This window comes from Microbacterium sp. NPDC060117, assembly GCF_042729315.1.
Lineage (GTDB): Bacteria > Actinomycetota > Actinomycetes > Actinomycetales > Microbacteriaceae > Microbacterium.
This window is the reverse complement of the sequence record NZ_JBHWXR010000004.1, coordinates 600,209-623,327: the sequence shown is the minus strand read 5'-3', so window position 1 is coordinate 623,327 and position 23,119 is coordinate 600,209. Positions and strand designations below refer to the sequence as shown.

Genomic DNA, 23,119 nt, shown 5'->3' with positions numbered 1-23,119 from the left:
GATTCCTAACGTGGAGGACATGAACATCTCCTTCTCGCGCAAGCTCATCGCCGCCTCGACCATCGCCCTCGCCGCGGTCGCCATCATCCCGACGACCGCTGCGGCGGCCGCCCCGACCGCCGTCTCCGCGTCCCACGCGGCCGGCAACAAGGCGCTGACCCCGTCCGAGACGCTGGCCTCCACCCCGTGGAAGACCACGAGCGCACGCGACGCCCAGGGCGACCGCGTGGCGCTGGACGACCCGGCCGTGTCGAACTTCGTGGGCTGGGCGTACTTCAAGGCCGACGGCACCTTCACCATGTACAACCTCGACAACAGCCCGAAGATGCACGGCGACTGGTCCGTCCCGGCCGATGGCTCCTCGCGCTGGATCGCCGCGAAGGATGCGAACGGCAACGTGCTGTTCCAGCGCGTCGTTCCGATCGTCGAGCTGAACAAGAACGTGTTCACCTACCGCGTGTTCCCGAACGCGGCCGACCAGACCGTCTACTACGACATCGTGCACACCAAGACCAACCACGTCGAGCCCGGCACCGACGGCCGCGGCCCCGGCGCCAACGGCCACGGCACCACCGGCAAGGGCGACTACCACTTCAACAACGGCAACGCGCGCTGATCCCGCGACCGCCCGCAGAACGCGATGAGCCCGGCACCCCGAGGGGGCCGGGCTCATCGTCGTCTCAGGAGGCTACTGCTGCATCCGCTCATTCAGGTAGGAGATGACGGCCGGATCCGTGAAGAACGGCACCATCATGCAGATGGTCGTCAGCAGGACGAACACGACACCGCCGGCGACCGGCAGCCACCAGGTGAGCTTGCCGCGCCGCAGCCGGAGCACCGTCCACGCGGCGGTGGCAACCCAGCCCACGATCAGCAGGATGCCGGCGACGATTCCCCAGACCCGCGCCTGCTGGTAGTTCGAGAACGTGCCGGAGATCCCCACGGCCTGCATCATCGTCGCCATGAGCGACGACGGGTTCAGGAACGCGAAGGTCGAGGTGATCACGTTCCAGAGCCCGTAGGCGAGGAGCGCGATCGACGCCATCCGGTCGACCGGGTGCGCGGGCCGCTCCGCCACGTCCGCGGCGGGAGCCCCGGGCTGGGCGACGGGCGCGGCCGCGGGCGGCGTGTGCACGACGGGGGGCGGCAGCGGCCTTCCCGCCCGCCTGCTCTGCTCCTCCGGCGTCGCGTACTCGCCGAAGGCCGGCCGGCGAGACTGCTCCGCGGAGCCGGAATCGGTCATCGGCTGCGTCCGCCCAGCGCCCGCTCGTCGCGCTGACCGGAGATGTCCTGGCGCAGCTCCTTCGGCAGCGAGAACATGAGGTCCTCCTCCGCGGTGCGCACCTCCTCGACGTCGCCGTATCCGGCCTCGGCGAGCACCTGCAGCACCTCCTGCACGAGCACCTCGGGCACCGACGCGCCGCTGGTCACTCCGACCGTCGCGACGCCGTCCAGCCATTCCTGCTGCACCTCGTCGGCATAGTCCACGCGGTAAGCGGCCTTCGCACCGTACTCGCGCGCCACTTCGACGAGGCGCACGCTGTTGGAGGAGTTGGCGGACCCGACCACGATCACCAGATCCGCGTCGGCCGCGACCTTCTTGATCGCGACCTGGCGGTTCTGCGTCGCGTAGCAGATGTCGTCGGAAGGCGGGTCCTGCAGCTCTGGGAAGCGCGTGCGCAGCCTGTTCACGGTCTCCATGGTCTCGTCGACCGACAGCGTGGTCTGCGACAGCCAGACGACCTTGGACGGATCGCGCACCTCGACGGTGTCGGCCTCGGCCGGGGAGTTCACGACGGTGACGTGATCCGGGGCCTCACCCGCGGTGCCCTCGACCTCTTCGTGCCCGTCGTGGCCGATGAGCAGGATCTCGAAGTCGTCGCGGGCGAAGCGCACGGCCTCGCGATGCACCTTCGTCACCAGCGGACAGGTCGCGTCGATCGCGTGCAGATGCCGATCCTCGGCCGCCGAGACGACCATCGGCGAGACACCGTGCGCGCTGAAGACGACGTGCGACCCCTCGGGGATCTCGTCCACCTCGTCGACGAAGATCGCGCCCTGGGCCTCGAGCTCGGTGACCACGTGGATGTTGTGCACGATCTGCTTGCGCACGTAGACGGGGGCGCCGTAGCGCTGGAGGGCCTTCTCGACGGCCACCACGGCACGGTCGACGCCGGCGCAGTAGCCGCGCGGGGCGGCGAGCAGCACGCGCTTGCGCCCGTCGACGGGACGGTCCTGGAGCGGCTCGCGCACGGCCGTGGGGCGGCGGCGAGGGATCTGCGGCACGGGCAGCGCGACGGGTGAACTCACGCCCCGATTCTACCGGGGGCGTCCTGACAGCAGGCCGGGATCCAGCGGATGCCCATTGCTACGCTGGGGAGGCGATGACCGTCTTCGAAGCAGCCTCCGTCCCCGGTGAGGCCCCGCCCGCCGACTCCGTCGCGCCGCGCGAGTCCTCCGCGGACGCCCCGACCTCGATCGCACGGCTGAACGCCACGATCCGCGATTTCGTGGCGCAATGGGGCACGGTCTGGGTCGAGGGCGAGATCACGAGCTGGAACGTGCGCGCCGGCAACGTGTTCGCGCGGCTCAAGGACACGCGCTCCGACGCCCAGATCTCGATCCGGGTGTGGTCGAGCGTGCGCGCGCGGATCCCCGCCGATCTCGCCGTGGGCGATCACGTCGTCGCCGCGGTCAAGGCCGACTACTTCGTCAAAGCGGGCGACTTCAGCTTCACCGTGTCGGCGATGAAGCACGTGGGCCTGGGCGATCAGCTCGAGCGGCTGGAGCGGCTGCGCCTGCAGCTGCGTCTGGAGGGCCTGTTCGACCCCTCCCGCAAGAAGCCGCTCCCCTTCCTCCCGCACGTGATCGGGCTCATCACGGGCGAGAACTCCGACGCCGAGAAGGATGTGCACCGCAACGCCGAGCTGCGCTGGCCGCAGGTGCGCTTCCACACCGTGCACGCCGCGGTCCAGGGCGACCGCTGCGTGCCGGAGACGCTCGCCGCGCTCAAGAAGCTCGACGAGGATCCCGATGTCGATGTCATCGTCATCGCGCGCGGCGGCGGGGATCCGCAGACCCTCCTGGGCTTCAGCGATGAGCGGCTGGTGCGCGCCGTCGCGGCCGCACGCACGCCCGTGGTCAGCGCGATCGGACATGAGAACGATCATCCGCTGCTGGACGACGTGGCGGATCTGCGTGCCTCGACTCCGACCGACGCTGCCAAGCGCGTGGTGCCGGACGTCGGCGAGCAGCGGGCGCTCGTCGCCCAGCTGCGCGCACGCGCGACGACCCGGGTGTCGCAGCGCGTCGCGCACGACATCGCCCAGCTCGAGCAGCTGCGCTCGAGGCCCGTCCTGCGGGATCCGGATCCGCTCATCGAACGCCGCGCGCAGGAGGTGTGGCTGCTCGCCGCCCGCTCCCGAGACACGCTCGGCCGTGCGGTCGATGCCGCGGGCCGGCGCACGGCCGAACTGCGCGCCTCCTTGCGCGCCCTGTCGCCGGCGGCGACCCTGGCACGCGGGTATGCGATCGCGCACCGCGAGGACGGCCTGATCGTGCGCGATGCCGCCGATGCTCCGGCCGGCACCGCGCTCACCCTCACGGTGGACCGCGGGTCGCTGCGCGCCGTGTCGGAAGGCGAGATCGCCGAGTCGGACGGAGATGCCGTTCGCCCGGGATCCGTGGCCCCGGGAGCGACCGACGCGTCCTCCGCCTCACCGGCCGAGGGCTCCGACGCGCGCCGGTAGGATGGAGGCGTGACTGTGTCGAACGAGCCGTCCGCCTCCGCAGGGAGTTCTGCGCCGACCGTCGCCGATCCCGCGAGCCTCAGCTTCGAGCAGGCCAGGGATGAGCTGGTCCGTGTCGTCGCCGAGCTCGAGCAGGGCGCCCCGACCCTCGAGCAGTCGCTCACACTGTGGGAGCGCGGCGAGGCGCTCGCCGCGCGCTGCGAGGAGTGGCTGCTGGGCGCCAAGCGCCGCCTGGATGCTTCTCGCCCCGAGAACGGCGCCGCTTCGCGCTCCGCCGAGGAGGACGCCCGATGAGCCGTGCCCCGAAGCAGCCGCCGGTCGTCGCCGAGCTCGGTCGCCCCGAGACCGCCGAGGAGACGGCCGACCGCAAGGCCGCGTCGTCCGCCGCCTATCGCTCCAGCCAGACGTTCCGCGGCCTCATCGCCGCCCTGATCGCGACCGTCGGCGTGGTCCTGCTCATCGTGCTCATCGTGCCGCGCGGCGACTTCACCGGATCCAACGCCGTGGATCTGCCGGCCGCTGCCAAAAACGCGCAGAGCACCCTGGACCGCCCGGTGCTGCTGCCGACACCGCCCAACAACTGGCGCGTGAACAAGGCGGTGCTGATCGACGGCAAGCCCACGGTGTGGGACATCACCGTTGCACCGCAAGCCGACGACGCCCGCGGTTACGCGCACATCGCCCAGGCGTTCGACGCCGACGCCGACTGGGCGGCCACGCCGCTGCGCGGGACGTCGTCGAAGGGCACCGTCAAGATCGGCGGACGCACCTGGGACGAGTACGTGATCCCCAACCCGGACTCGGCGGCGAACATCAACTACGCACTCGGCACCCAGGTCGGCAAGGACTACGTCCTCGTCTACGGCGCCCTCGGCAAGGCGGGCACGGCAGAACTGGTCGCCAAGATCAGCCCGCAGATCGACCGACTCGGAAGCGAACGATGACCGACACCACCACCCTGACCCCGGACGAGGCCTGGCGGCTCATGAGCGAGGGGAACCGGCGGTTCGTCGCGGGCGACCCCGAGCATCCCAACCAGGACGTCGGCAAGCGCCACGAGCTCGTGGACGGGCAGGCGCCCCTGGCGACGCTGTTCGGCTGCTCCGACTCCCGTCTCGCCGCGGAGATCATCTTCGACAAGGGCCTCGGCGACCTGTTCGTGGTGCGCAATGCCGGACAAGTGCTCGGCGAGTCGATCGTCGCGAGCCTCGAGTACGCCGTGGCGATCCTCGGCGTGCCCCTCATCGTGGTGCTCGCGCACGACAGCTGCGGGGCCGTGCGCGCGGCGATCGACGGCACCGCGATCGACGCCGCGCCGCTCCCCCCGCACATCTGGCGGCTGGTCGCCCCGATCGTGCCGGCCGCCCGCAAGGTGCTCGCCGAGCAGGGCGGATCCACCGTGGCCGACATCGATGCCGAGCTCGTCGGGCAGGAGCACCTGCGCAACACCGTGCACGACCTGCTGCAGACCTCGGAGCTGATCGCCCAGGCCGTCGCCGACGGCAAGCTCGGCATCGTCGGCGCCAACTACCGACTGAACGAGGGCACGGCCGTGCCCGTCGTCACCGTGGGCCTCAGCGACGCCCGCGCCTGAACATCCCCCTCATCACACCGTCACATCTGGAGGAACAGCAGTGGCTGACATCGAGTACCGCGTCGAACACGACACCATGGGCGAGGTGCGCGTGCCCGTGAACGCTCTGTACGGAGCGCAGACGCAGCGCGCCGTGGAGAACTTCCCGATCTCCGGCAAGGGTCTGGAATCGACGCAGATCGCGGCCCTCGCCCGGATCAAGAAGGCCGCCGCGCTCGCCAACAAGGAGCTCGGCACGCTCGACGGCGCCATCGCCGACGCGATCGCCCAGGCGGCGGACGAGGTCGCTGCGGGCAAGCACGACGGCGAGTTCCCGGTCGACACGTACCAGACCGGATCCGGCACGTCCTCGAATATGAACATGAACGAGGTTCTCGCCACTCTCGCGACCCGGATCCTCGGCGCGACCGTGCACCCGAACGACCACGTGAACGCCTCGCAGTCGTCGAACGACGTCTTCCCGACCTCGGTGCACATTGCCGTCACGCAGGCGCTCATCGACACGCTCATCCCCTCGCTCGACCACCTCGCGGTCGCGCTCGAGGCGAAGGCGGAGCTGTGGAAGCACGCGGTCAAGTCCGGCCGCACCCACCTCATGGACGCCACGCCGGTCACCCTAGGCCAGGAGTTCGGCGGCTACGCCCGCCAGATCCGCCTCGGCATCGAGCGCGTGCAGTCCGCCCTCCCCCGTGTCGCCGAGGTCCCCCTGGGCGGCACCGCGGTCGGCACCGGCATCAACACCCCGCTCGGCTTCCCGCAGAAGGTCATCGCGCTGCTCGCGGCCGAGACCGAGCTGCCGATCACCGAGGCCAAGGACCACTTCGAGGCCCAGGCCAACCGCGACGGCCTCGTCGAGGCATCGGGTGCCCTGCGCACCATCGCGGTCTCGCTGACGAAGATCAACAACGACCTGCGCTGGATGGGCTCGGGCCCGAACACGGGTCTCGGCGAGCTGCACATCCCCGACCTGCAGCCCGGCTCGTCGATCATGCCGGGCAAGGTCAACCCCGTCATCCCGGAGGCCGTGCTGATGGTGTGCGCCCGCGTGATCGGCAACGACGCGACGGTCGCCTGGGCCGGAGCCTCCGGTTCGTTCGAGCTGAACGTGGCGATCCCCGTCATGGGCACCGCGCTGCTCGAGTCGATCCGCCTGCTCTCCAACGCCGTGCGCGTGCTCGCCGACAAGACCGTCGACGGCCTGCAGGCCAACGTCGAGCGCGCCGCCGCCTTCGCCGGCATGAGCCCCTCCATCGTGACGCCGCTGAACAAGCTCATCGGCTACGAGGCCGCTGCGAAGATCGCCAAGCACGCCGTCGCCAAGGGCATCACCGTCCGCGACGCCGTGATCGACCTCGGCTACGTGGAGCGCGGCGAGCTCACCCTCGAGCAGCTCGACGCCAAGCTCGACCTGCTGTCGATGACGCACGCCGGCTGATCCCGGATCCGCTGAACGACGGATGCCGCGTCCCCTCGGGGGCGCGGCATCCGTCGTTCGGGGGCAGGGCGGTGGGGCGGTGGCTCGGCGGTGGGGTGGTGGGGCCGGTGTGGTGCGGTGGCCTCGCGGGCGGTGGCGGTGCGGTGGCGCGGTGCGACGTCTGCACGACGTTGCGACGTCTGCACGATCCAAGTCGTGGATCCGTCGTGCATCCGTCGCAGGGTCGTGCAGGCGTTGCGAGGTGTTCGTCCTCCACAACCCCGCACCACGCCAAAGTGTGCGCCGGTTGCGCGGGAGCCCCGCCGGATCCCATCCTGCACCATCAGAGTGGACCGCATGTTGGATCCGGCCACCACTCTCACCCGGCTCGGCGGCGTCGCCCGAGGAGAGCACCTCCACGCGCTCGGCCTCACCCGCAGCGCTCTCGCGCGTGCCGTCTCGTCGGGGCGGATCCGACGCGTCCGGCCCGGCGTTTTCGCCGCCCCGGACGCATGCCCGAAGACGGTGGCCGCCGCGGCGCACGGGGGCGCCCTCACCTGCGGAGCGGCGCTGCGACTGAGCAAGGTCTGGGTACTCGAAAAGGACGCCCCACCGCACGTGTGGGTGGGACGCGACGGCCGGGTTCATGCGCACCCCGCCTGCGATTGCACGAGCCACTTCTTCGACGGCGCGACGCGGTTCGGAGTGGTCGAGGTCGAAACGGCGCTGATCCACCTGCACGGTTGCGCGGGCGCCGAGGCGTTCTTCGCCTCGTTCGAGTCCGCCTGGCGCAGGGGGCTTCTCTCCCGCGCCGCGAGAGCGCGGATCCGCGATGCTCTCCCGCAGAGCGCGCGTTGGCTGGTCGACATCGCGCGCGCAGATGCCGACAGCGGCCTCGAGTCGCTGCTGCGGTTGAGACTGCACGTCCTCGGGATCCGCCTGGACTGCCAGGTACGAATGCCGGGCGTCGGGAAGGTGGATTTCGTCGTCGCAGGCCGGCTGATCATCGAGGTCGACGGCCGGGAGAACCACGACGGGGAGTCCCTCCGCCACAAGGATCTGCGGCGGGACGCTGCGGCATCGGCGCTCGGCTACGAGACGCTGCGCTTCGACTACGCCCAGGTCCTCTACGACTGGCCGTCCGTGCAGGCGGCGATTCTGGCCGCCCTCCGCCGCATCCACGCGTGACCCTGCGGCGTCAGGGCGCCGTCAGCTCCTTGCTCGGTATCGCGACGCCCGCCGGACCGTGCGGCGCCTGCACGATTCTGCGACGCCTGCACGACCCGAACCGCGGATCCGTCCTGCATCCGTCGCGAGATCCTGCAGGCGTCGCAGGCCGACCCGGCAGGCGTCGCAAGCTGACGAGGCCGGCGCCGACCGCCCGGACGCGGTCGGCGTCGGCCACAGGTCAGCTGAGCTCCCCGCCCTCCAGGAGCTCGGTCACGAGGGCGGCGATCGCGGAGCGCTCGGAGCGCTGCAGGGTCACGTGGCCGAAGAGGCTGTGGCCCTTCAGCGTCTCGATCACGCTCGCGATGCCGTCGTGGCGGCCCACCCGCAGGTTGTCGCGCTGGCCGACGTCATGGGTGAGCACGACCCGGGAGTTCTGCCCCATCCGGCTCAGCACCGTGAGCAGCACGTTGCGCTCCAGGGACTGCGCCTCGTCGACGATCACGAAGGCGTCGTGCAGCGACCGTCCGCGGATGTGCGTGAGCGGCAGCACTTCGAGCATGCCGCGCTCGACGACCTCTTCGACGACGTTGCCCGAGACCACGGACCCGAGCGTGTCGAAGACCGCCTGACCCCAGGGGCTCATCTTCTCGTCCTTGTCGCCGGGCAGGTAACCGAGCTCCTGCCCGCCGACGGCGAACAGCGGCCGGAACACGATGATCTTCTTCTGCTGCTGCCGCTCGAGCACCGCCTCCAGGCCGGCGCACAGGGCGAGGGCGGACTTGCCGGTGCCGGCGCGTCCGCCGAGCGAGACGATGCCGACGTCGGGATCGGAGAGCAGGTCGATCGCGATGCGCTGCTCGGCCGAGCGCCCGTGCAGGCCGAACACCTCGCGGTCCCCGCGGACCAGCGCGTACTCGCCGTCGGCCGTGACCCGCCCGAGCGCGGATCCCCGCTCGGAGTGGATGATGAGGCCCGTGTTCACCGGGAGCCCGATCGCCTCCTCGCTCGTGCCGACCTCGCTCTCGTACAGGTCGCTCATCTCGTCGCCGGAGAGCGAGATCGAGCTGATCCCCGTCCAGCCCGAGTCCACCGCCTGCTCGGCGAGATACTCCTCGGCGTTGATGCCGAGGGAGGCGGCCTTGACCCGCATCGGCAGGTCTTTGGAGACGACGGTGACGTCCTGACCGTCCTGGGCGAGGTGCATCGCGACGGCGAGGATGCGGCTGTCGTTGTCACCGAGGCGGATGCCGCTGGGCAGCACCGTCTGATCGGTGTTGTTCAGCTCGACCCGCAGCGTGCCGCCGTCGCCGATCGGGACCGGGAAGTCGAGCCGCCCGTGCTCGACGCGCAGCTCGTCGAGGTGGCGGAGGGCCCGCCGGGCGAAGTACCCGAGCTCCGGGTCGTGGCGCTTGCCCTCCAGCTCGCCGATGACCACGACCGGCAGGACGATGGAGTGCTCCGCGAAGCGGAAGAACGCCTGCGGATCCGACAGCAGGACGGACGTGTCGAGCACGTACGTCTTCAGATCCTGATCGGGCGTTGCACCCCCCTCGCGCGCTGCCGCTTCGGCGGCGTTCACGGCGCTGGTACGGGTGCTGCTGTTCAGTGCGGTACGTGCGGCCACGACCCTCTCCCGACCCGGGGATTCCCGGAACTAGGCGAATCGGCCAGGGCCACGAGTCGCGATCCTTGAGGCCGACTCGATCGGACGCCGTGTCCGATGCCATGAACGTACGACCCCCACCGACATCGCGCAGGAAGGACACGCCCTCTGATCGGTTAAGAGCGGGTTATGAGCGGGTGAACTGCCGGGCGTCGTCGAGGGCGGCGTCGAACAGCCCGAGCGTCTCCGCCGTCGTGCCGGCGTGCGGCGCCACCCGCACGGTCCCCGATCGCACCGTCACCTGGCAGCCGGCCGCGGCGAGCACGCCGCCAACCCCCTGCGGATCCGCCGGAGCGAGCACCACGATCCCGGCGCGTTCCGCGGGCTCCCGTGGGGACGCCACGTCGATCCCGTGCCTGTCGGCGATGCCGAGCAGGACGTCGACGTTGCCGGACAGACGGTCCTCGACGGCGCGGACTCCGACGGCCCGGATCTCGGCGACCCCGGCCGCGAGGCGTGAGGCTGCGAGGGGATCCGGTGCGCTGACCGCGTACGCCTGCGCCGACAGCGCCGGATCCGGCAGCACGTCGGCAGGAAGCCCCTCCACGGCGGTCGCGATCCGGCCGCTCAGCACGGGCCGGATCGCCTCACGGGCGCGATCCGTGAACCGGGCGAACCCGGTGCCGCGCCCGGAGCGAAGCCACTTGTAGCCGTGGCCCACCACGACGTCCGCGACCGCCCAGTCCTCGTCGATGACGCCGAAGGACTGCACCGCGTCCACGATGAGCAGCCGGTCCTCTCCGAGCGCCTCACGGAGCGCCGCCAGATCGGCGCGGTACCCCGAGCGGAAGTCGACATGGCTCACGACGAGCGCCGTCACGTCCGGGTCCAGCGCGTCGATGACGGCGTCGGCGGTGACCCGGGTGCTGGCCGGGGCGATCCAGCGCGGGGCGAGCCGGCCACCCGATGCGGCCGCGGCCCGCTCGAGCGTGATCGTGACGCTCGGGAACTCGGCCGCCGAGGCGATCACGGCACCGTCGAGCCCGGCGAGCGCCTGCTGCAGCGCATGCGTGGAGGAGGGATGAACGGTGACCTCGTCCGGAGTGGAACCGAGCAGCGCCGCCACCGCCGTCTGCGCCTCGGTCGTCCGACCCGCCGTCGCGGCGATGCCCTCGGGTCGCCCCGTGGCGAGGAGTTCGGCGTCGGTGACCAGTGCGGCGCGCGCAGCCGGCGAGATCGGACCGAACGCGGCCCAGTTCAGGTATCCCGGGTCCTCGTCGAACGATGCGATGTAGTCGTCGATGGCACGCATCCGGTCAGTCTGACACGCGGTGCGTGCGCCTCCGCCGCGCGTCGCCGATCAGCGGCCGAACCGGCGGTCACGATCGGCGTAGTCGCGGATCGCGCGCAGGAAATCGACCTGCCGCAGATCCGGTCCGAGCGCCTCCACGAAGTAGAACTCGCTGTGCGCGCTCTGCCAGAGCAGGAAGTCACTGAGCCGCTGCTCGCCGCTCGTGCGGATCACCAGGTCCGGATCCGGCTGCCCGCCGGTGTACAGGTGCTCCCCGATCATCTCGGGCGTGAGGTGCGCGGCGAGGTCCTCCAGGGTGCCGCCCGACGCGTCATGCTGGGCGATGATCGACCGCACCGCGTCGACGATCTCGTTGCGCCCGCCGTAGCCCACCGCGAGGTTCACATGCAGCCCGGTGTGGGCGCGGGTGCGATCCTCCGCCTCGGCGAGGACGCGCGCGAGCTCCGCCGGCAGGATGTCCGCGCGACCGACATGCTTGACCCGCCAGTTGCCCTCGTGGGACAGGCCGTCCGCGAGTTCGCCGATGATCTCGATGAGGTCCGCGAGCTCCGCCGAGTCCCGTTTGAGCAGGTTGTCCGCGGAGAGCAGGTAGAGCGACACCACGCGGATGCCGAGCTCATCGCACCAGCCCAGGAACTCGCGCATCTTCGCGGCCCCCGCCCTGTGGCCGTGCGCGGGCGTCGCGTAGCCGAGCTGGCGCGCCCAGCGGCGGTTGCCGTCGATCATCATCGCGATGTGGTGCGGCATGGTCGCCGGGTCCATCCGCCGCCTCAGACGTCGGGAGTAGAGCCGGTAGAGGGGGCCACTCCCTGGCTGATCGGACCGTGCGCTCACTCCCCTACGCTACCGCGCGGATGGATCCGGCCGTCACGTCGGCCACGGGATATGTACGGTTTGCGGAATGCGGAGACGCCTAGAGTTCAAGCATGCGCCGAGCGAGCCGATCCGCTGCCCCCGATGTGCCCGGACTGCCCCTCATGGAGGTGGCCGCCGTCGACGCGCAGCTCGAGATCAAGCCGACCTGGCGCGGCTGGATCCACGCCGGCACCTTCCCGGTGGCGATCGCGGCCGGCATCGTGCTCATCGTGCTCGCCCAGGGGACGGTCGCGAAGTGGGCGGCGGCGGTGTTCATGATCACCTCGCTCCTGCTGTTCGGCAACTCCGCGCTGTACCACCGCTTCAATTGGAAGCCGCGGACGAAGTCGATCCTGAAGCGGATCGATCACGCCAACATCCTGCTGCTCATCGCCGGAACCTACACGCCGCTCGCGACGCTCGCCCTCACACCTGAGAAGGGCACGCTACTGCTGATCCTGGTGTGGTCGGGGGCCCTCCTCGGGATCCTGTTCCGGGTGTTCTGGATCAACGCCCCGCGCTGGCTGTACGTCGCGCTCTATCTGTTGCTCGGCTGGGCGGCCATGATGTACATCGTCGACCTCGTGCAGGCGAACGTCGCCATGATGGTGCTGGTGTGCGTGGGCGGGCTGCTGTACACCGGCGGGGCCGTCGTCTACGCGCTGAAGAAGCCGAACCCGTGGCCGGGGAGATTCGGCTTCCACGAGATCTTCCACGTGTGCACCGTGCTGGCGTTCCTCTGCCACTGGACCGCCTGCCTGCTCATCTCGCTGGCGCCGCTGCGCCCGTCCCTGGGCCTGCCCGGCTGAACCCGGCCCGGCTGAACGGGTGGGCTCGGTCTGCCCCGCGGCGTCAGGACCTGCGCGCGTCCGGTTCGTCTTCGCCCGTGTCGGCGCCCTGGGCCGCCTCCTCGGCGTCGAGCTCGGCGCGCACCTCCTCGCGGTAGCGCACCCGGCGGATCCGTCGCTGCATGTCCCAGATCAGCAGAGCCGCGAACACGACGATCACGGCGACGATCACGAATCCCACGGGCCCCGGCGTGACCAGGTTCGGGTCGACCGTCGGGGTCGGAGTGGGGGTCGCCGTCACGGCGGCAAGGATCGCCTCGATCATCTCTCAGCCTTTCTGGGCACGGCCCGTTCGGGCCCCAAGGCTCCCTCGGGATAACCTGGAACCACCAGCCTAACGATCGGATGCACCCCGCCGTGACGACCCCCGCCCAGCTCGAAGAGCGATACGGCCGCGGACCCCGCCGGCGTCTGCCGATGATCCTCGCGATCGCGGCCGCCGCGATCGTCGTCGGTGTCTTCGGGTGGTGGACATGGCAGGGATCAGCCGACACCGTGGATGTGACGGGAACGGGCTTCCAGCTCGTCGACGATCACAGCGTGACGGTGTCCTTCCAGATCACTGCGCCCACAAACCGGCCCGTGCACTGCATCGTGGAGGCGCAGGATGAGGAGTTCGGAATCGTAGGCTGGCGCCTCGTCACCTACCCCGGATCCGAGAAGCACTCCCGTGCCTTCACCGAGCATGTGCCGATCGTGTCGGCCGCGACGACCGGTTTGGTGAACTCCTGCTGGGTGTCCTAGGCTCATCGTGTTGAGCGACGCCCCGGCAGGTGCCGGGGCGTCTTGGCATATCCGGGACCTGCTGATCCCGGATCCGATTCGCAAGGAGTTCACCGTGTCGAACGACGCACAGGTCCCCTTCCTCACGCAGGAGGCCTACGACCGTCTTGTCGCGGAGCTGGAGAACCTCTCCACGGTCGGCCGCGAGGAGATCGCCAAGCGCATCGAGGTCGCGCGCGAGGAGGGCGACCTCAAGGAGAACGGCGGCTACCACGCCGCCAAGGACGAGCAGGGCAAGATCGAAGCGCGCATCCGCACGCTCGAGACGCTGCTGAAGACGGCCAAGGTGAGCGAGGCCCCGGCCAGCCGCGGCATCGTCGAGCCGGGCACCGTCGTGACTGCGACCGTCGCGGGCGGCGAGGAGGTCTTCCTCCTCGGCAGCCGCGAGATCGCCGGCGGCACCGACCTCGACGTCTACAGCGAGGCGAGCCCCCTCGGATCCGCGATCCAGGGCCTCAAGGTCGGCCAGAAGACCTCGTACGAGGCCCCCAACGGCCGCTCGATCGAGGTCGAGATCCTGAAGGTCGAGACCTTCGCGGGCTGACTGCATCCGCACACGACGAACCCGCCGCGCCATCGAGGGCCGGCGGGTTCGTCATGTGCGGCGTGTGTCTCGCACCGACTGCGTCGGTGCTCGCTCAACGCCCCGGGGGATCTAGTCCTGCACCACGATCGGCTCGAAGCCGGCCGCGCGCAGCGTGTCGAGGGTGAGCTCGGAGTGCTCCGGGCCGCGGGTCTCCACGCTGAGCTCGAGGATGACGTCGTTGATCTGCAGGCCGTGGCCGTGCCGCGTGTGCATCGCCTCGATGACGTTGGCCCCGGCATGCGCGATGAGCTCGGACACCCGGGCGAGCTGGCCCGGGCGATCGGGCAGCGGAATACGCAGCGTGAGGTAGCGGCCCGAGGCCGCGAGGCCGTGCGAGACGACGCGCTGCAGGAGCAGCGGATCGATGTTGCCGCCGGAGAGCACGGCGAGCGTGGTGCCGCTCTCGTGCACCTTGCCCGCGAGGATCGCCGCGACCCCGACCGCGCCGGCCGGCTCCACCACGACCTTGGCCTGCTCCAGGAGCAGCAGCAGGGCACGCGCGATGTCGTCGTCGCTGACCGTGACGACCTCGTCGACGAGCTCGGCGATCATCGCGAAGGGCACGTCTCCGGGGCGCGCCACGAGGATGCCGTCGGCGATCGTCGGCTGCGTGGTGATCTCGACGGGGTGGCCGGCCGCGAGCGACGGCCCCATGGCGGCGGCGTTCTCGGCCTGCACCCCGATCACCCGCACCGTGCGTCCCTGCTCAGCCGCACGCGCCTTCACCGCGGCCGCGACACCGGCGATCAGGCCGCCGCCGCCGATGCCGACGAGGATCGTGTCGACGTCGGGCACGTCCTCGACGAGCTCGAGGCCGAGGGTGGCCTGGCCCGTGACGATGTCGCGGTGGTCGAACGGCGGGATCAGCACCGCACCGGTGCGCTCGGCGAACTCGGCCGCGAGGCGCAGCGACGTCGCGACCGTCTCGCCCTCGAGCACGACCTCCGCACCGTATCCGCGCGTGGCGAGCAGCTTCGGCACCGGCACGCCCATGGGCATGAAGATCGTCGCGGGGATGCCCAGCGCCTGTGCTGCGAGCGCCACGCCCTGCGCGTGGTTGCCTGCGGAGGCCGCGACCACACCGCGGCTGCGCTCCTCGGCCGTGAGCGTGGACAGCCGGTGCACCGCACCGCGGATCTTGAACGACCCCGTGCGCTGCAGGTTCTCCATCTTGAGCAGCACCGGCGAACCCAGCACCTTCGTGAGCGCGACCGAGGGCAGCGTCGGGGTGCGCACGATCACGCCGTCCAGGCCGTCCGCCGCCTGCTGGATCTCCGCCAACGTGGGGATGGGGGCGACGGTGGGGGTCGTGTCGTTCGTCATCGCTTGCTCCTTCTCCGCGCCCGGGGCACGGTCTGCCAGATGTAGTCGCCGTCCGGGGCGGCGCCGGTGCGCCACGCACCGGAGTTGATGGTCACGGCGGCCACGTTCACGAACGCGGCGAGCGGCACCGCGAACAGCGCCCCGGGGATCCCTGCGATCAGGGCGCCGCCGGCCACGACGAGCACCACCGCGAGCGGGTGCACCTTGACCGCGGATCCCATCAGGATCGGCTGGAGGATGTGCCCCTCGATCTGCTGCACCGCGAGCACGACGACGAGCATCCACAGCGCGATCCACGGTCCGTTGTAGACCAGCGCGAGGAAGACCGCCAGGGTTCCGGTGACGACCGCTCCGACGATGGGGATGAAGGATCCGAGGAACACCAGCACGGCGACGGGGACGGCCAGCGGCACGCCCAGCAGGAAGGCGCCGAGCCCGATGCCGACCGCGTCGATGAAGGCGACCAGCATCTGCGTGCGCGCGTAGTTGATCACCGTGGCCCAGCCGTTGCGGGCCGCCGCGTCGACGGCGGTGCGCGACGCCTTCGGGAAGAGCTTCAGGGTCCATCGCCAGATGCCGCCGCCGTCGGCGAGCAGGCAGAGCAGGATGAACAGGGTGAGCACGGCGCCGGTCGCGACGTGGCCGAAGGTCGTGCCGACCGCGATCGCCCCGCTCTTGAGCAGCTCCCCCTGTTCGCCGAGGAACTTCACCGACTGGTCGAGCAGATCCTGGATCTGCTTGCTCGTCAGGTGCAGCGGGCCGTCGAGGAGGAACTGCTGGAACTGCGCCCAGGCGGCGACGGAACGCGCCTGGACCCCGTCCCATTGCTGGGTGATCTGCCAGATCGCGAGCCACAGCAGTCCGCCCACGATCGCCAGCGTGCCGACGAGGGCCACCACGATCGCGAGCCAGCGCGGCCACCGCGCCCGCAGCATGGTGCTGAAAACGGGCCAGAGCAGCGCCGTGAGCAGGATCGCGACCATGAGTGGGATGACCAGGATCTTGAACAGCATGACCAGCCAGATCACGACGCCGAGCGCGGCGGCGATCACCAGCAGCCGCCAGGCGTAGGAGGTGGCGATGCGCAGGCCGGTGGGCAGTGATCGCTGCACGTCGTCGCGCACATCCACGTGGCCTGTCACCGTGCGCTGGCGGATGAGATCGCGCAGCCGGGGCGTGCTGTCCTCGCTCATCGGCCCAGTCTACGGGCGCGGCGCCGGACGCCTCATCCGTGCGACGGCGACGACGGGCGCCGCCGATGTCGACGGCTGTCGATACGCTGACCGACGTGATCGACTCCCCCGCCGAGCCCCGCCGACCCTCCGGACCCTCCGGACACTCCGTGGTCGACACCGTGAGCGCCGGCGAGGCCCGGCGGATCGCACTGGCCGCGCAGGGGTTCTCACGCCGACGGCCTGCGGATCCTGGCGTGCGCCATCTGCACACGGCCATGGCGCGCATGGGCGTCCTGCAGATCGACTCGGTGAACGTGTTCGCGCGCTCGCACTACCTGCCGCTGTTCTCACGCCTGGGCGTCTACGACCCCGCCCTGCTGGAGCGTGCGTTCCTGGCCCGTCCGACCGCCGCGCGCTCCGGCCGGTACACCGAGTACCTGGCTCACGAGGCGACCTTCCTTCCCGTCGAGGACTGGCCCCTGTGGGGCTTCCGCCGCGACGCCTTCCGCGCCAAGCGGGGCGAGTTCTGGGGGCGGACCTCGTCGGCGCGGACGCTGGACTGGGTCCGATCCGAGCTGCGTGAGCGCGGCCCCTCACGTCCCGCCGAAATCCGCGGCGATGCCCCGGGCGGCAAGGCCGGATGGTGGGAGTGGGACGACGTCAAGCACGCGCTGGAGTATCTGTGGCGGGTCGGAGAGGTGGCGATCGCCGGGCGCGACGGCTTCGAGCGCCGATACGCCCTCGCCGAGGACGTGGTGCCGGTCGATCTGCTCGGGCGCGATCTGGACCGCGCCACGGCCATCGGCGAGCTCGTGCGCCGGGCGGCCAGGGCGCACGGGGTCGCCACGGCAGCCGACATCGCCGACTACTACCGGATCAAGGACCGCACCGCCGTGCTCGGTGCGATCGACGTCCTCGTGGAGCGAGGCGAGCTGGAGCCCGTGCGGGTGCGCGGGTGGGAGCGCGGGGGGCGGGCGGTTCCGGCCTGGCGGCATGTGGACGCCGTCCTGCCGCGCCGGATCGACGCCACCGCGATCCTCACGCCGTTCGACCCGGTGGTGTGGTTCCGGGACCGGGCGCTGCGGGCGTTCGCGCTGGACTACCGGATCGAGATCTACACGCCGGCCGCCAAGCGCCGCTACGGCTACTACTCGCTGCCCGTGCTGGTCGGCGATCGGATCGCCGCCCGAGTGGATCTCAAGGCGGATCGCGCCGCGGGCACGCTGCGCGTGCAGTCGGCGTGGTGGGAGCCGCAGGCGCGCCCGGTGACCGACCTCGAGCCGATCGCCGCCGAGCTGCGCACCGCCGCTGCGTGGCAGGGTCTCGAGCACGTCTCGGTGTCGGGCTGGGGCGACGCGTCAGCGGCCCTCGCCGATGTGCTGGACGGGCACCCGGAGCGGGTCCGGCGGCACGATGCGGGACGGACGGATCAGGTTCCGCCGGGGAGCTGATCGCCCCCGGGGTCTCCGACTCGGGGTTTCGGCTCGGTCGCCTTCGGCGTCCTCGCTCAACCTTGATACGCGAAAGGGCTCAACGCCGCTTCGCGGCTTTGAACCCCTCCGTGTCAGAACTGGACGCGCGGGGGCTCCGCGATGGCGGCACCGTCGGCCACCTCGAAGAACTCGCGCTCGGTGAAGCCCAGGTTGCGGGCGAACAGGTTGTTCGGGAACACCTTGATCTTGGTGTTCAGCTCGCGCACGCCGCCGTTGTAGAACCGGCGCGAGGCCTGGATCTTGTCCTCGGTGTCGACGAGGGCCGCCTGCAGCTGCAGGAAGTTCTGGCTGGCCTGCAGCTGCGGATACGCCTCGGCGACCGCGAACAGACTCTTCAGCGCCTGCTGCAGGTGTCCTTCGGCCGCTCCCGCCTCACCGGGGCTGGAGGCGGACAGCGTCTCGGCACGGGCGCGGGTGACGTTCTCGAACACGGCCTTCTCGTGCGCGGCGTACCCCTTCACCGTGTCGATGAGGTTGGGGATCAGGTCCGCTCGGCGCTTGAGCTGCACGGTGATGTCGCTCCACGCCTCGTCGACGCGGACCCCCAGCTGCACGAGCGAGTTGTACGTGGCCCACAGATAGATGCCGACGGCGACGATCAGGACGACGATCACACCGACGACGACGAGCACTGGAACAAGAACATCCACGGACGACGACCCCCTTGCTGACGCGGTTTCGGCCCATCCTATCCCGGCATCCTCCGTGTTCGCCGGGCTGCCAGGGAACGGTCAGGCGCCGAGAACGCGCTCCAGATAGCCGTTGCCGAATCGGCGCTCCGGATCCATCCTGTCGCGCAGCGCGAGGAAGTCGTCGAAGCGCGGATAGCGCTCCCGGAACTCGTCGGCGCCCAGCGTGTGCAGCTTGCCCCAGTGCGGCCTTCCGCCATGTGCGAGGCAGATCTGCTCCACCGCGTCGAAGTACTCACGAGGGTCGTGGCGCCAGTACCGGTGCACGGCGAGGTATGCGGAATCGCGCTCGTGCGCGGTGGACAGCCAGCGGTCGTCGGCCGCCGCGAAGCGCACCTCGATCGGGAACTCGATGCGCCAGCCGCGCTTCGCGATGAGCGCCTGCACCGCGCGGAACACGGGAACGACCTGATCCTGCGGCAGCGCGTACTCCATCTCCCGGAAGCGCACCGTCCGGCTCTGCGTGAGCACGCGATGGGAGAGATCGGTGTACTCGCGGTCGCCCGTGAGCTTCACCGCGAGCCGGCTGAACGACGGCGTGATCGCAGGCACTGCGACGCCGGCCGCGCACACAGCTCGGTACACGCCGTTCGAGAGCATCGTCTCGTCGATCCACTTGCCGACCTTCGGCAGCGGCCGCCGCACCGCCGACTCCGGAAGTCGCTCCGTCGTCTTCGTGAGCGCCACGTCGGTGTGCGGGAACCAGTAGAACTCGTAGTGATCCGCCACGGCCACGCGTTCGTGCACGCTCTCCAGCACCTCGCCCAGCGGGGCCGGCGCGTCGACCGCGTGCATCACGAACGCCGGCACGCACTGCAGGGTCACCTCGACGAGGATCCCGAGCGCGCCGAGCCCCAGCGCGACGGCGGGGAGCAGCTCCGCGTTGCGCTCCTCGTCGACCCGGAGGAACTCGCCCGCCGCCGTGATCAGAGTCGCGCCGACGACCTGGGCGGCGATGCCGCGGAAGGCCGCTCCGGTGCCGTGCGTGCCCGTGGAGATCGCCCCGGAGATCGACTGCCGGTCGATGTCCCCGAGGTTCTCCATCGCCAGCCCGTACGGGGCGAGCAGCGCCGGGATCCGGTGCAGCCGCGTCCCCGCCAGCAGCGTGACGCGCCCGCGGGCCTCGTCCGCCGAGACCAGGCCCTGCAGGTCGTCGAGTTCGAGCAGCACATCGGGGGCCACCGCCACACCCGTGAAGCTGTGGCCGGCACCGACCGCCTTGATGCGCAGCCCCTGGGCTGCGGCGGCGAGAACGGCGCGCTGCACGCCCTCCGGTGAGCGAGGACGCTCGACGCGGATCGGTCGGATCGAGGCCGACCGCCCCCAGTTCTGCCAGGTTCCGCCCATGCGTGTCACAGGAACGCCTTTCCCTCACCGCGATAGGTGGACAGCTCATCGACGACGCGCCCGCCGTCGACGAGGTGATAGCTCAGGATCCGCTCGGCCGGCTCGCCGCTCTTGGCATGCCGCAGCCAGACGCGATCCCCTACGCGGAGTGTTCGCGCAGCCTCACCGCGCAGCGGCGTCTGCACCTCTCCCGCGGCCTCCCGCGGCGCCGTCTGCAGGCCCTGCGGCCAGACCGGCAGAGGCTGACGCGAGGCGACCGGCGGCCCGGATGCGATCCAGCCGCCGCCGAGGATCGTCGCGATGTCGGCGGCGGGGCGGCGCACGACGTCGAACGCGAAGGCGCTGGCGGGCGCCGGCGCGAAACCGCGGTAGCCGTCGAACAGGTGCCCCGCGAGGAGCCCGCTTCCGGCGGTGATCTCGGTGAGCGCCGGGTCGGATCCGGTGTACTCCAGGGATCCCGTGCCTCCACCGGTGACGAAATCGAGGGGCACGAGCGCTCGTACGGCCTCCACGATGCGTGCGCGCCGTTCGCGCAGCTCCTGGCGAGACTGAGTCTGCACGGCACGGATCAGCGTGTCGCCGCTGCCGGTGTCGTCGCCCTGGCCGGCGATCTGCGCCTCGTACATCTGCAGCCCGACGAGGCGGAAGCCGTCGCGCTCGGCGGCCCGGCGTGCGAATCGAGCAACCTCCTCCGGCGTGTGCAGCGGCGAGCGGAACACGCCGATGTGGCCGAGCGCGGGGGCCCGCCAGGAGGCGTCGGCGTCGATCGCGATGCGCACACGCGGCCGCCGTGCGGGAGTCGCGACCGCGTCGATGAGATCGAGCTGGGACTCATCGTCGACCATGAGCGTGATCCGCGCGGCGGCACGCTCGTCGGCGAGCAGCCGCTCGAGCCCCGGACGGTCGGCGGTCGGGTAGGCCAGCACGATGTCGTCGTGATCCTCGGCGAGCCAGAGTGCCTCGGCCAGTGTGAAGGCGAGGAGGCCCCGGTACCCCGGCACCCGCAGTGCGGCATCGATGACCTCGCGCACGCGCACCGACTTCGTGGCGATCCGGATCGGCAGCCCGCCAGCGCGCACCACCATGTCCATCGTGTTGTAGCGCAGCGCGTCGAGATCGATCACGGCGACCGGCGCGGGCAGGTGCGCCGTGGCCTCGGTCAGGCGCGGCCACCAGCGGGCCGGGTCCTCCCAGGCGTGCGCAGCGGGGCGGGCGGACGCGGACGCGTGGCCCTGATCGGCGATGAGCTCGAGCACTCTCCCACCCTATTGGCTCCGAGTCAACATCGCTCGCGGGGCGGCGCTCGCTAGGCTCGACCTGCAGCCCCCGTAGCCCAACGGCAGAGGCAGGCGACTTAAAATCGCTTCAGTCTGGGTTCGAATCCCAGCGGGGGCACGTCGGGGACCACCGGCCGATCCGGACGGGAACCCCCTGGCCTGGGAGCGTCCTCGTGCGGTGGCCGTCCACACTTGGCGCAGCAGGATCCTCGTCACGCGGTCACTGTCTCACTCCTGCTACCGGCGATACTCGGCCCGGCCAACGCGAACCGCCCCGGCCTCTCGTCGGAGAGGACGGGGCGATGTCGTCGTCGCCCGCGCTAGCCGATCAGCAACCTGCGTGCCCGGGACCGACCTGGAACGTCGATGTGATCGTGGTGCCGGCGTTCGGGCCGGAGTTGAACGTGATCGTCACCAGCACGCTGAAGTCGCCGTGCTGGTCACCCAGGAACGACGGCGTATCCGAGGTCGCCGTTCCGGTCAGGACAGCCGGCGGCCCGGGGTTGTAGCCGTCGAGTGTCGCGCCCGAGAGCGTGCCGTTGAAGCCGGTGAGGTCTCCGGTCAGGGTGGCGGTGACCGTCGCACCGACCATGCCGACACGGTTGAACGCGTCATCCTCGGCCCACACCTGGAGCCGATAGGTGTTGCAGTTCTCGCTCAGGGTGTGGCCGATGCCGGTCGCCGGCCCGGGTGCGACGGAAGCGGCGGCGAGCGGGGAGCTGGCGGCGACGGCGATGACCGGCACCGACCAGGCCGCGCCTTTCAGTACGGTTCGACGCTTGATCCGACGCTCATCGACCTCGTGAGAATTCCTGGTCATTACTTCCTCCGCTTGTCCTTGTCTCATTGCCCCAGGCATCGTTCGCTGTCCCGCATCTTTCCTAGCGGGCGGATCAGCGTGGGACGGCTTAAGAGCAGGCGCAGGTGTCGCAGAACGCGTCATCGCTGTCGGACACGGGATCACTTCCGACAGGCAGATGACTCCTTCGCGAGCGGTGATGGATGCTAGACGCGGGGCGCGCGGGGCGCGGGGCGACCGTCGATCGCCATGGCACGAGCCAAGCTCGCGCCTGAGGCGTAGCCGACGAGCGATGCGACCTGCGCGACGGTGGGTCGCGGCTTTGGGCCGTAGTGCAAGAGGCGCTCCGACGCCTCGAGCCTCTCTCTTCGGATGGCACGCCCGATGGTGTCGCCCTGCGCACGGAAGGCACGTTCCAGGCCGCGCCGAGACACACCCACCTCGGCCGCCACGACGTCGCTGGTCACATCGGGCTCCGAATAGCGTTGCGCGATCACGGCCAGCGCTCTTGCGTACACGCCTTCCACGCCGTTGGCGGCGTCGGTGGTCGCCTCGACGATCAACGTGCGCATGATCTGCTGCAGCAGGAGCTCCATCTGCACGCCCAGCATCGAGCCGGCGGGATGCGGCCCCGCCAATACCTGCGCCACGAATGGCTCTGTGGATCCGACGATCATCGAGTGCGGCGAGAGCGGGAGCAGCCCATCCCTCCCCCGCGCCAACGCGGTTCCGACGAGGAGAGGCGCGTCCGCGGGGCCCAGCGGGATCGCGATCGCCACCGCTTCATGTACTCCTCGGTCAACAGCCGGCGCGAACGTCAGATTCAGCGGATTCGCGATCAGCAGGCCCGTGCGCCAGGAGACATGCATCCGCGTGTTGCCCTGCTCGCCGTTGGTGCGCAACAGCATCTTCCCGCGATGCGCGACGAGGAGCACCAGTCGACGCTCGCTTGGAGTGAAAGGGACGGCCGCGGAGTATCGGACTCTCGTGGCCCGTATCCGCCCGAACTGGGCGTTCCATACATCGGCGTCTGGCCCCGCCTCGAAGATCACCCCGCACATGCTAGCGACAACGACAGGTTCGGATGGCTTCGTCATGCGCG

At 70.6% G+C, this 23,119-nt stretch carries 24 protein-coding genes and 1 tRNA gene; 12 read left to right on the top strand and 13 right to left on the bottom strand.

The window, feature by feature from the left end; all coding sequences use genetic code 11:
• The first annotated feature begins 19 nt into the window (after positions 1-19).
• A complete protein-coding gene (locus tag ACFWCK_RS18525; protein WP_378807264.1) occupies positions 20-616 on the top strand; it encodes a DUF4822 domain-containing protein in 597 nt (198 codons plus the stop codon).
• A gap of 72 nt (positions 617-688) precedes the next feature.
• Here the strand turns inward: ACFWCK_RS18525 and ACFWCK_RS18520 are convergent, their stop codons facing one another.
• Complete coding sequence (locus ACFWCK_RS18520) at positions 689-1,243, bottom strand: DUF6264 family protein (RefSeq protein WP_233312069.1); 555 nt, start codon at positions 1,241-1,243, stop codon at positions 689-691.
• Positions 1,240-2,253 carry a 4-hydroxy-3-methylbut-2-enyl diphosphate reductase gene (locus ACFWCK_RS18515; protein ID WP_233312104.1) on the bottom strand — a complete coding sequence of 338 codons (1,014 nt, stop codon included), beginning with the start codon at positions 2,251-2,253 and terminating at the stop codon, positions 1,240-1,242. Before ACFWCK_RS18515 ends, ACFWCK_RS18520 begins: the two co-directional genes overlap by 4 nt.
• 131 nt (positions 2,254-2,384) lie before the next feature.
• Here ACFWCK_RS18515 and xseA point away from each other — a divergent pair, with 131 nt between their 5' ends.
• The 6 genes from xseA to ACFWCK_RS18485 all read left to right on the top strand — a co-directional run bounded on the left by xseA (position 2,385) and on the right by ACFWCK_RS18485 (position 7,945).
• The gene (gene xseA / locus ACFWCK_RS18510) at positions 2,385-3,749 is read left to right on the top strand and encodes an exodeoxyribonuclease VII large subunit (RefSeq protein ID WP_378807262.1); all 1,365 of its coding nucleotides are present in this window, start codon (positions 2,385-2,387) and stop codon (positions 3,747-3,749) included.
• A gap of 15 nt (positions 3,750-3,764) precedes the next feature.
• Entirely contained in the window at positions 3,765-4,043 is a 279-nt protein-coding gene (locus tag ACFWCK_RS18505; RefSeq protein ID WP_378807395.1) for an exodeoxyribonuclease VII small subunit, read from the top strand.
• Positions 4,040-4,693 (top strand): DUF4245 family protein, encoded by a 654-nt coding sequence (locus ACFWCK_RS18500; protein WP_233312072.1) that lies wholly within the window; start codon positions 4,040-4,042, stop codon positions 4,691-4,693. Before ACFWCK_RS18505 ends, ACFWCK_RS18500 begins: the two co-directional genes overlap by 4 nt.
• The gene (locus ACFWCK_RS18495; protein WP_233312074.1) at positions 4,690-5,343 is read left to right on the top strand and encodes a carbonic anhydrase; all 654 of its coding nucleotides are present in this window, start codon (positions 4,690-4,692) and stop codon (positions 5,341-5,343) included. The genes ACFWCK_RS18500 and ACFWCK_RS18495 overlap by 4 nt, the downstream gene beginning before the upstream one ends.
• A gap of 40 nt (positions 5,344-5,383) precedes the next feature.
• The gene (locus tag ACFWCK_RS18490; RefSeq protein ID WP_378807261.1) at positions 5,384-6,778 is read left to right on the top strand and encodes a class II fumarate hydratase; all 1,395 of its coding nucleotides are present in this window, start codon (positions 5,384-5,386) and stop codon (positions 6,776-6,778) included.
• Positions 6,779-7,114: 336 nt separating this feature from the next.
• Complete coding sequence (locus ACFWCK_RS18485; protein ID WP_378807259.1) at positions 7,115-7,945, top strand: DUF559 domain-containing protein; 831 nt, start codon at positions 7,115-7,117, stop codon at positions 7,943-7,945.
• A gap of 220 nt (positions 7,946-8,165) precedes the next feature.
• On the opposite strand, the gene ACFWCK_RS18480 is transcribed toward ACFWCK_RS18485, so the two are convergent.
• The 3 genes from ACFWCK_RS18480 to ACFWCK_RS18470 all read right to left on the bottom strand — a co-directional run bounded on the left by ACFWCK_RS18480 (position 8,166) and on the right by ACFWCK_RS18470 (position 11,676).
• Positions 8,166-9,506, bottom strand: coding sequence for a PhoH family protein (locus ACFWCK_RS18480; protein ID WP_233312107.1), 1,341 nt, complete (start codon positions 9,504-9,506; stop codon positions 8,166-8,168).
• Between the two features lie 211 nt (positions 9,507-9,717).
• Positions 9,718-10,842 (bottom strand): aminotransferase, encoded by a 1,125-nt coding sequence (locus ACFWCK_RS18475; protein WP_378807257.1) that lies wholly within the window; start codon positions 10,840-10,842, stop codon positions 9,718-9,720.
• Positions 10,843-10,890: 48 nt separating this feature from the next.
• Positions 10,891-11,676 (bottom strand): isoprenyl transferase, encoded by a 786-nt coding sequence (locus ACFWCK_RS18470; protein WP_378807256.1) that lies wholly within the window; start codon positions 11,674-11,676, stop codon positions 10,891-10,893.
• Positions 11,677-11,768: 92 nt separating this feature from the next.
• On the opposite strand from ACFWCK_RS18470, the gene ACFWCK_RS18465 reads away from it, so the two are divergent.
• Positions 11,769-12,506 (top strand): hemolysin III family protein, encoded by a 738-nt coding sequence (locus ACFWCK_RS18465; protein ID WP_378807254.1) that lies wholly within the window; start codon positions 11,769-11,771, stop codon positions 12,504-12,506.
• Between the two features lie 43 nt (positions 12,507-12,549).
• Here ACFWCK_RS18465 and ACFWCK_RS18460 read toward each other — a convergent pair whose 3' ends face one another.
• Positions 12,550-12,810, bottom strand: coding sequence for a hypothetical protein (locus ACFWCK_RS18460; RefSeq protein ID WP_233312081.1), 261 nt, complete (start codon positions 12,808-12,810; stop codon positions 12,550-12,552).
• Positions 12,811-12,902: 92 nt separating this feature from the next.
• Between ACFWCK_RS18460 and ACFWCK_RS18455 the strand changes: the two genes are divergently transcribed.
• Positions 12,903-13,289, top strand: a complete 387-nt coding sequence (locus ACFWCK_RS18455) for a DUF4307 domain-containing protein (RefSeq protein ID WP_233312083.1) — start codon at positions 12,903-12,905, stop codon at positions 13,287-13,289.
• Between the two features lie 94 nt (positions 13,290-13,383).
• Complete coding sequence (gene greA, locus ACFWCK_RS18450; protein WP_233312084.1) at positions 13,384-13,872, top strand: transcription elongation factor GreA; 489 nt, start codon at positions 13,384-13,386, stop codon at positions 13,870-13,872.
• 111 nt (positions 13,873-13,983) lie between these two features.
• Here greA and ilvA read toward each other — a convergent pair whose 3' ends face one another.
• Both ilvA and ACFWCK_RS18440 read right to left on the bottom strand, forming a co-directional pair.
• On the bottom strand, positions 13,984-15,237 hold the full coding sequence (gene ilvA, locus ACFWCK_RS18445; RefSeq protein WP_233312086.1) for a threonine ammonia-lyase: 1,254 nt from the start codon (positions 15,235-15,237) through the stop codon (positions 13,984-13,986).
• Positions 15,234-16,430, bottom strand: a complete 1,197-nt coding sequence (locus tag ACFWCK_RS18440; protein WP_378807253.1) for an AI-2E family transporter — start codon at positions 16,428-16,430, stop codon at positions 15,234-15,236. Before ACFWCK_RS18440 ends, ilvA begins: the two co-directional genes overlap by 4 nt.
• Positions 16,431-16,525: 95 nt before the next feature.
• On the opposite strand from ACFWCK_RS18440, the gene ACFWCK_RS18435 reads away from it, so the two are divergent.
• Positions 16,526-17,863 carry a winged helix-turn-helix domain-containing protein gene (locus ACFWCK_RS18435; protein ID WP_378807252.1) on the top strand — a complete coding sequence of 446 codons (1,338 nt, stop codon included), beginning with the start codon at positions 16,526-16,528 and terminating at the stop codon, positions 17,861-17,863.
• 113 nt (positions 17,864-17,976) lie between these two features.
• Here ACFWCK_RS18435 and ACFWCK_RS18430 read toward each other — a convergent pair whose 3' ends face one another.
• The 3 genes from ACFWCK_RS18430 to ACFWCK_RS18420 form a co-directional block, all read right to left on the bottom strand.
• The gene (locus ACFWCK_RS18430) at positions 17,977-18,555 is read right to left on the bottom strand and encodes a LemA family protein (protein WP_233312090.1); all 579 of its coding nucleotides are present in this window, start codon (positions 18,553-18,555) and stop codon (positions 17,977-17,979) included.
• Positions 18,556-18,636: 81 nt separating this feature from the next.
• Positions 18,637-19,950 (bottom strand): D-arabinono-1,4-lactone oxidase, encoded by a 1,314-nt coding sequence (locus tag ACFWCK_RS18425; protein WP_378807251.1) that lies wholly within the window; start codon positions 19,948-19,950, stop codon positions 18,637-18,639.
• The gene (locus tag ACFWCK_RS18420; protein WP_378807250.1) at positions 19,947-21,197 is read right to left on the bottom strand and encodes an alanine racemase; all 1,251 of its coding nucleotides are present in this window, start codon (positions 21,195-21,197) and stop codon (positions 19,947-19,949) included. The genes ACFWCK_RS18425 and ACFWCK_RS18420 overlap by 4 nt, the downstream gene beginning before the upstream one ends.
• 66 nt (positions 21,198-21,263) lie before the next feature.
• Between ACFWCK_RS18420 and ACFWCK_RS18415 the strand changes: the two genes are divergently transcribed.
• Positions 21,264-21,336, top strand: a tRNA-Leu gene (locus ACFWCK_RS18415).
• Positions 21,337-21,546: 210 nt separating this feature from the next.
• Here ACFWCK_RS18415 and ACFWCK_RS18410 read toward each other — a convergent pair.
• Positions 21,547-22,038 (bottom strand): hypothetical protein, encoded by a 492-nt coding sequence (locus ACFWCK_RS18410; RefSeq protein ID WP_378807249.1) that lies wholly within the window; start codon positions 22,036-22,038, stop codon positions 21,547-21,549.
• A 185-nt stretch (positions 22,039-22,223) separates the two neighbouring features.
• Positions 22,224-22,952 (bottom strand): helix-turn-helix domain-containing protein, encoded by a 729-nt coding sequence (locus tag ACFWCK_RS18405; protein WP_378807248.1) that lies wholly within the window; start codon positions 22,950-22,952, stop codon positions 22,224-22,226.
• Positions 22,953-23,119: the final 167 nt, after the last annotated feature.

What these genes read in the sequence shown, in the direction of transcription:
- ACFWCK_RS18525 (WP_378807264.1), top strand. Translation starts at nt 20, where the DNA reads ATGAACATCTCCTTCTCGCGCAAGCTCATCGCCGCCTCGACCATCGCC.
- ACFWCK_RS18520 (WP_233312069.1), bottom strand. Translation starts at nt 1,243, where the DNA reads ATGACCGATTCCGGCTCCGCGGAGCAGTCTCGCCGGCCGGCCTTCGGC.
- xseA (WP_378807262.1), top strand. Translation starts at nt 2,385, where the DNA reads ATGACCGTCTTCGAAGCAGCCTCCGTCCCCGGTGAGGCCCCGCCCGCC.
- ACFWCK_RS18500 (WP_233312072.1), top strand. Translation starts at nt 4,040, where the DNA reads ATGAGCCGTGCCCCGAAGCAGCCGCCGGTCGTCGCCGAGCTCGGTCGC.
- ACFWCK_RS18495 (WP_233312074.1), top strand. Translation starts at nt 4,690, where the DNA reads ATGACCGACACCACCACCCTGACCCCGGACGAGGCCTGGCGGCTCATG.
- ACFWCK_RS18485 (WP_378807259.1), top strand. Translation starts at nt 7,115, where the DNA reads ATGTTGGATCCGGCCACCACTCTCACCCGGCTCGGCGGCGTCGCCCGA.
- ACFWCK_RS18475 (WP_378807257.1), bottom strand. Translation starts at nt 10,842, where the DNA reads ATGCGTGCCATCGACGACTACATCGCATCGTTCGACGAGGACCCGGGA.
- ACFWCK_RS18465 (WP_378807254.1), top strand. Translation starts at nt 11,769, where the DNA reads ATGCGCCGAGCGAGCCGATCCGCTGCCCCCGATGTGCCCGGACTGCCC.
- ACFWCK_RS18460 (WP_233312081.1), bottom strand. Translation starts at nt 12,810, where the DNA reads ATGATCGAGGCGATCCTTGCCGCCGTGACGGCGACCCCCACTCCGACC.
- ilvA (WP_233312086.1), bottom strand. Translation starts at nt 15,237, where the DNA reads ATGACGAACGACACGACCCCCACCGTCGCCCCCATCCCCACGTTGGCG.
- ACFWCK_RS18440 (WP_378807253.1), bottom strand. Translation starts at nt 16,430, where the DNA reads ATGAGCGAGGACAGCACGCCCCGGCTGCGCGATCTCATCCGCCAGCGC.
- ACFWCK_RS18410 (WP_378807249.1), bottom strand. Translation starts at nt 22,038, where the DNA reads ATGACCAGGAATTCTCACGAGGTCGATGAGCGTCGGATCAAGCGTCGA.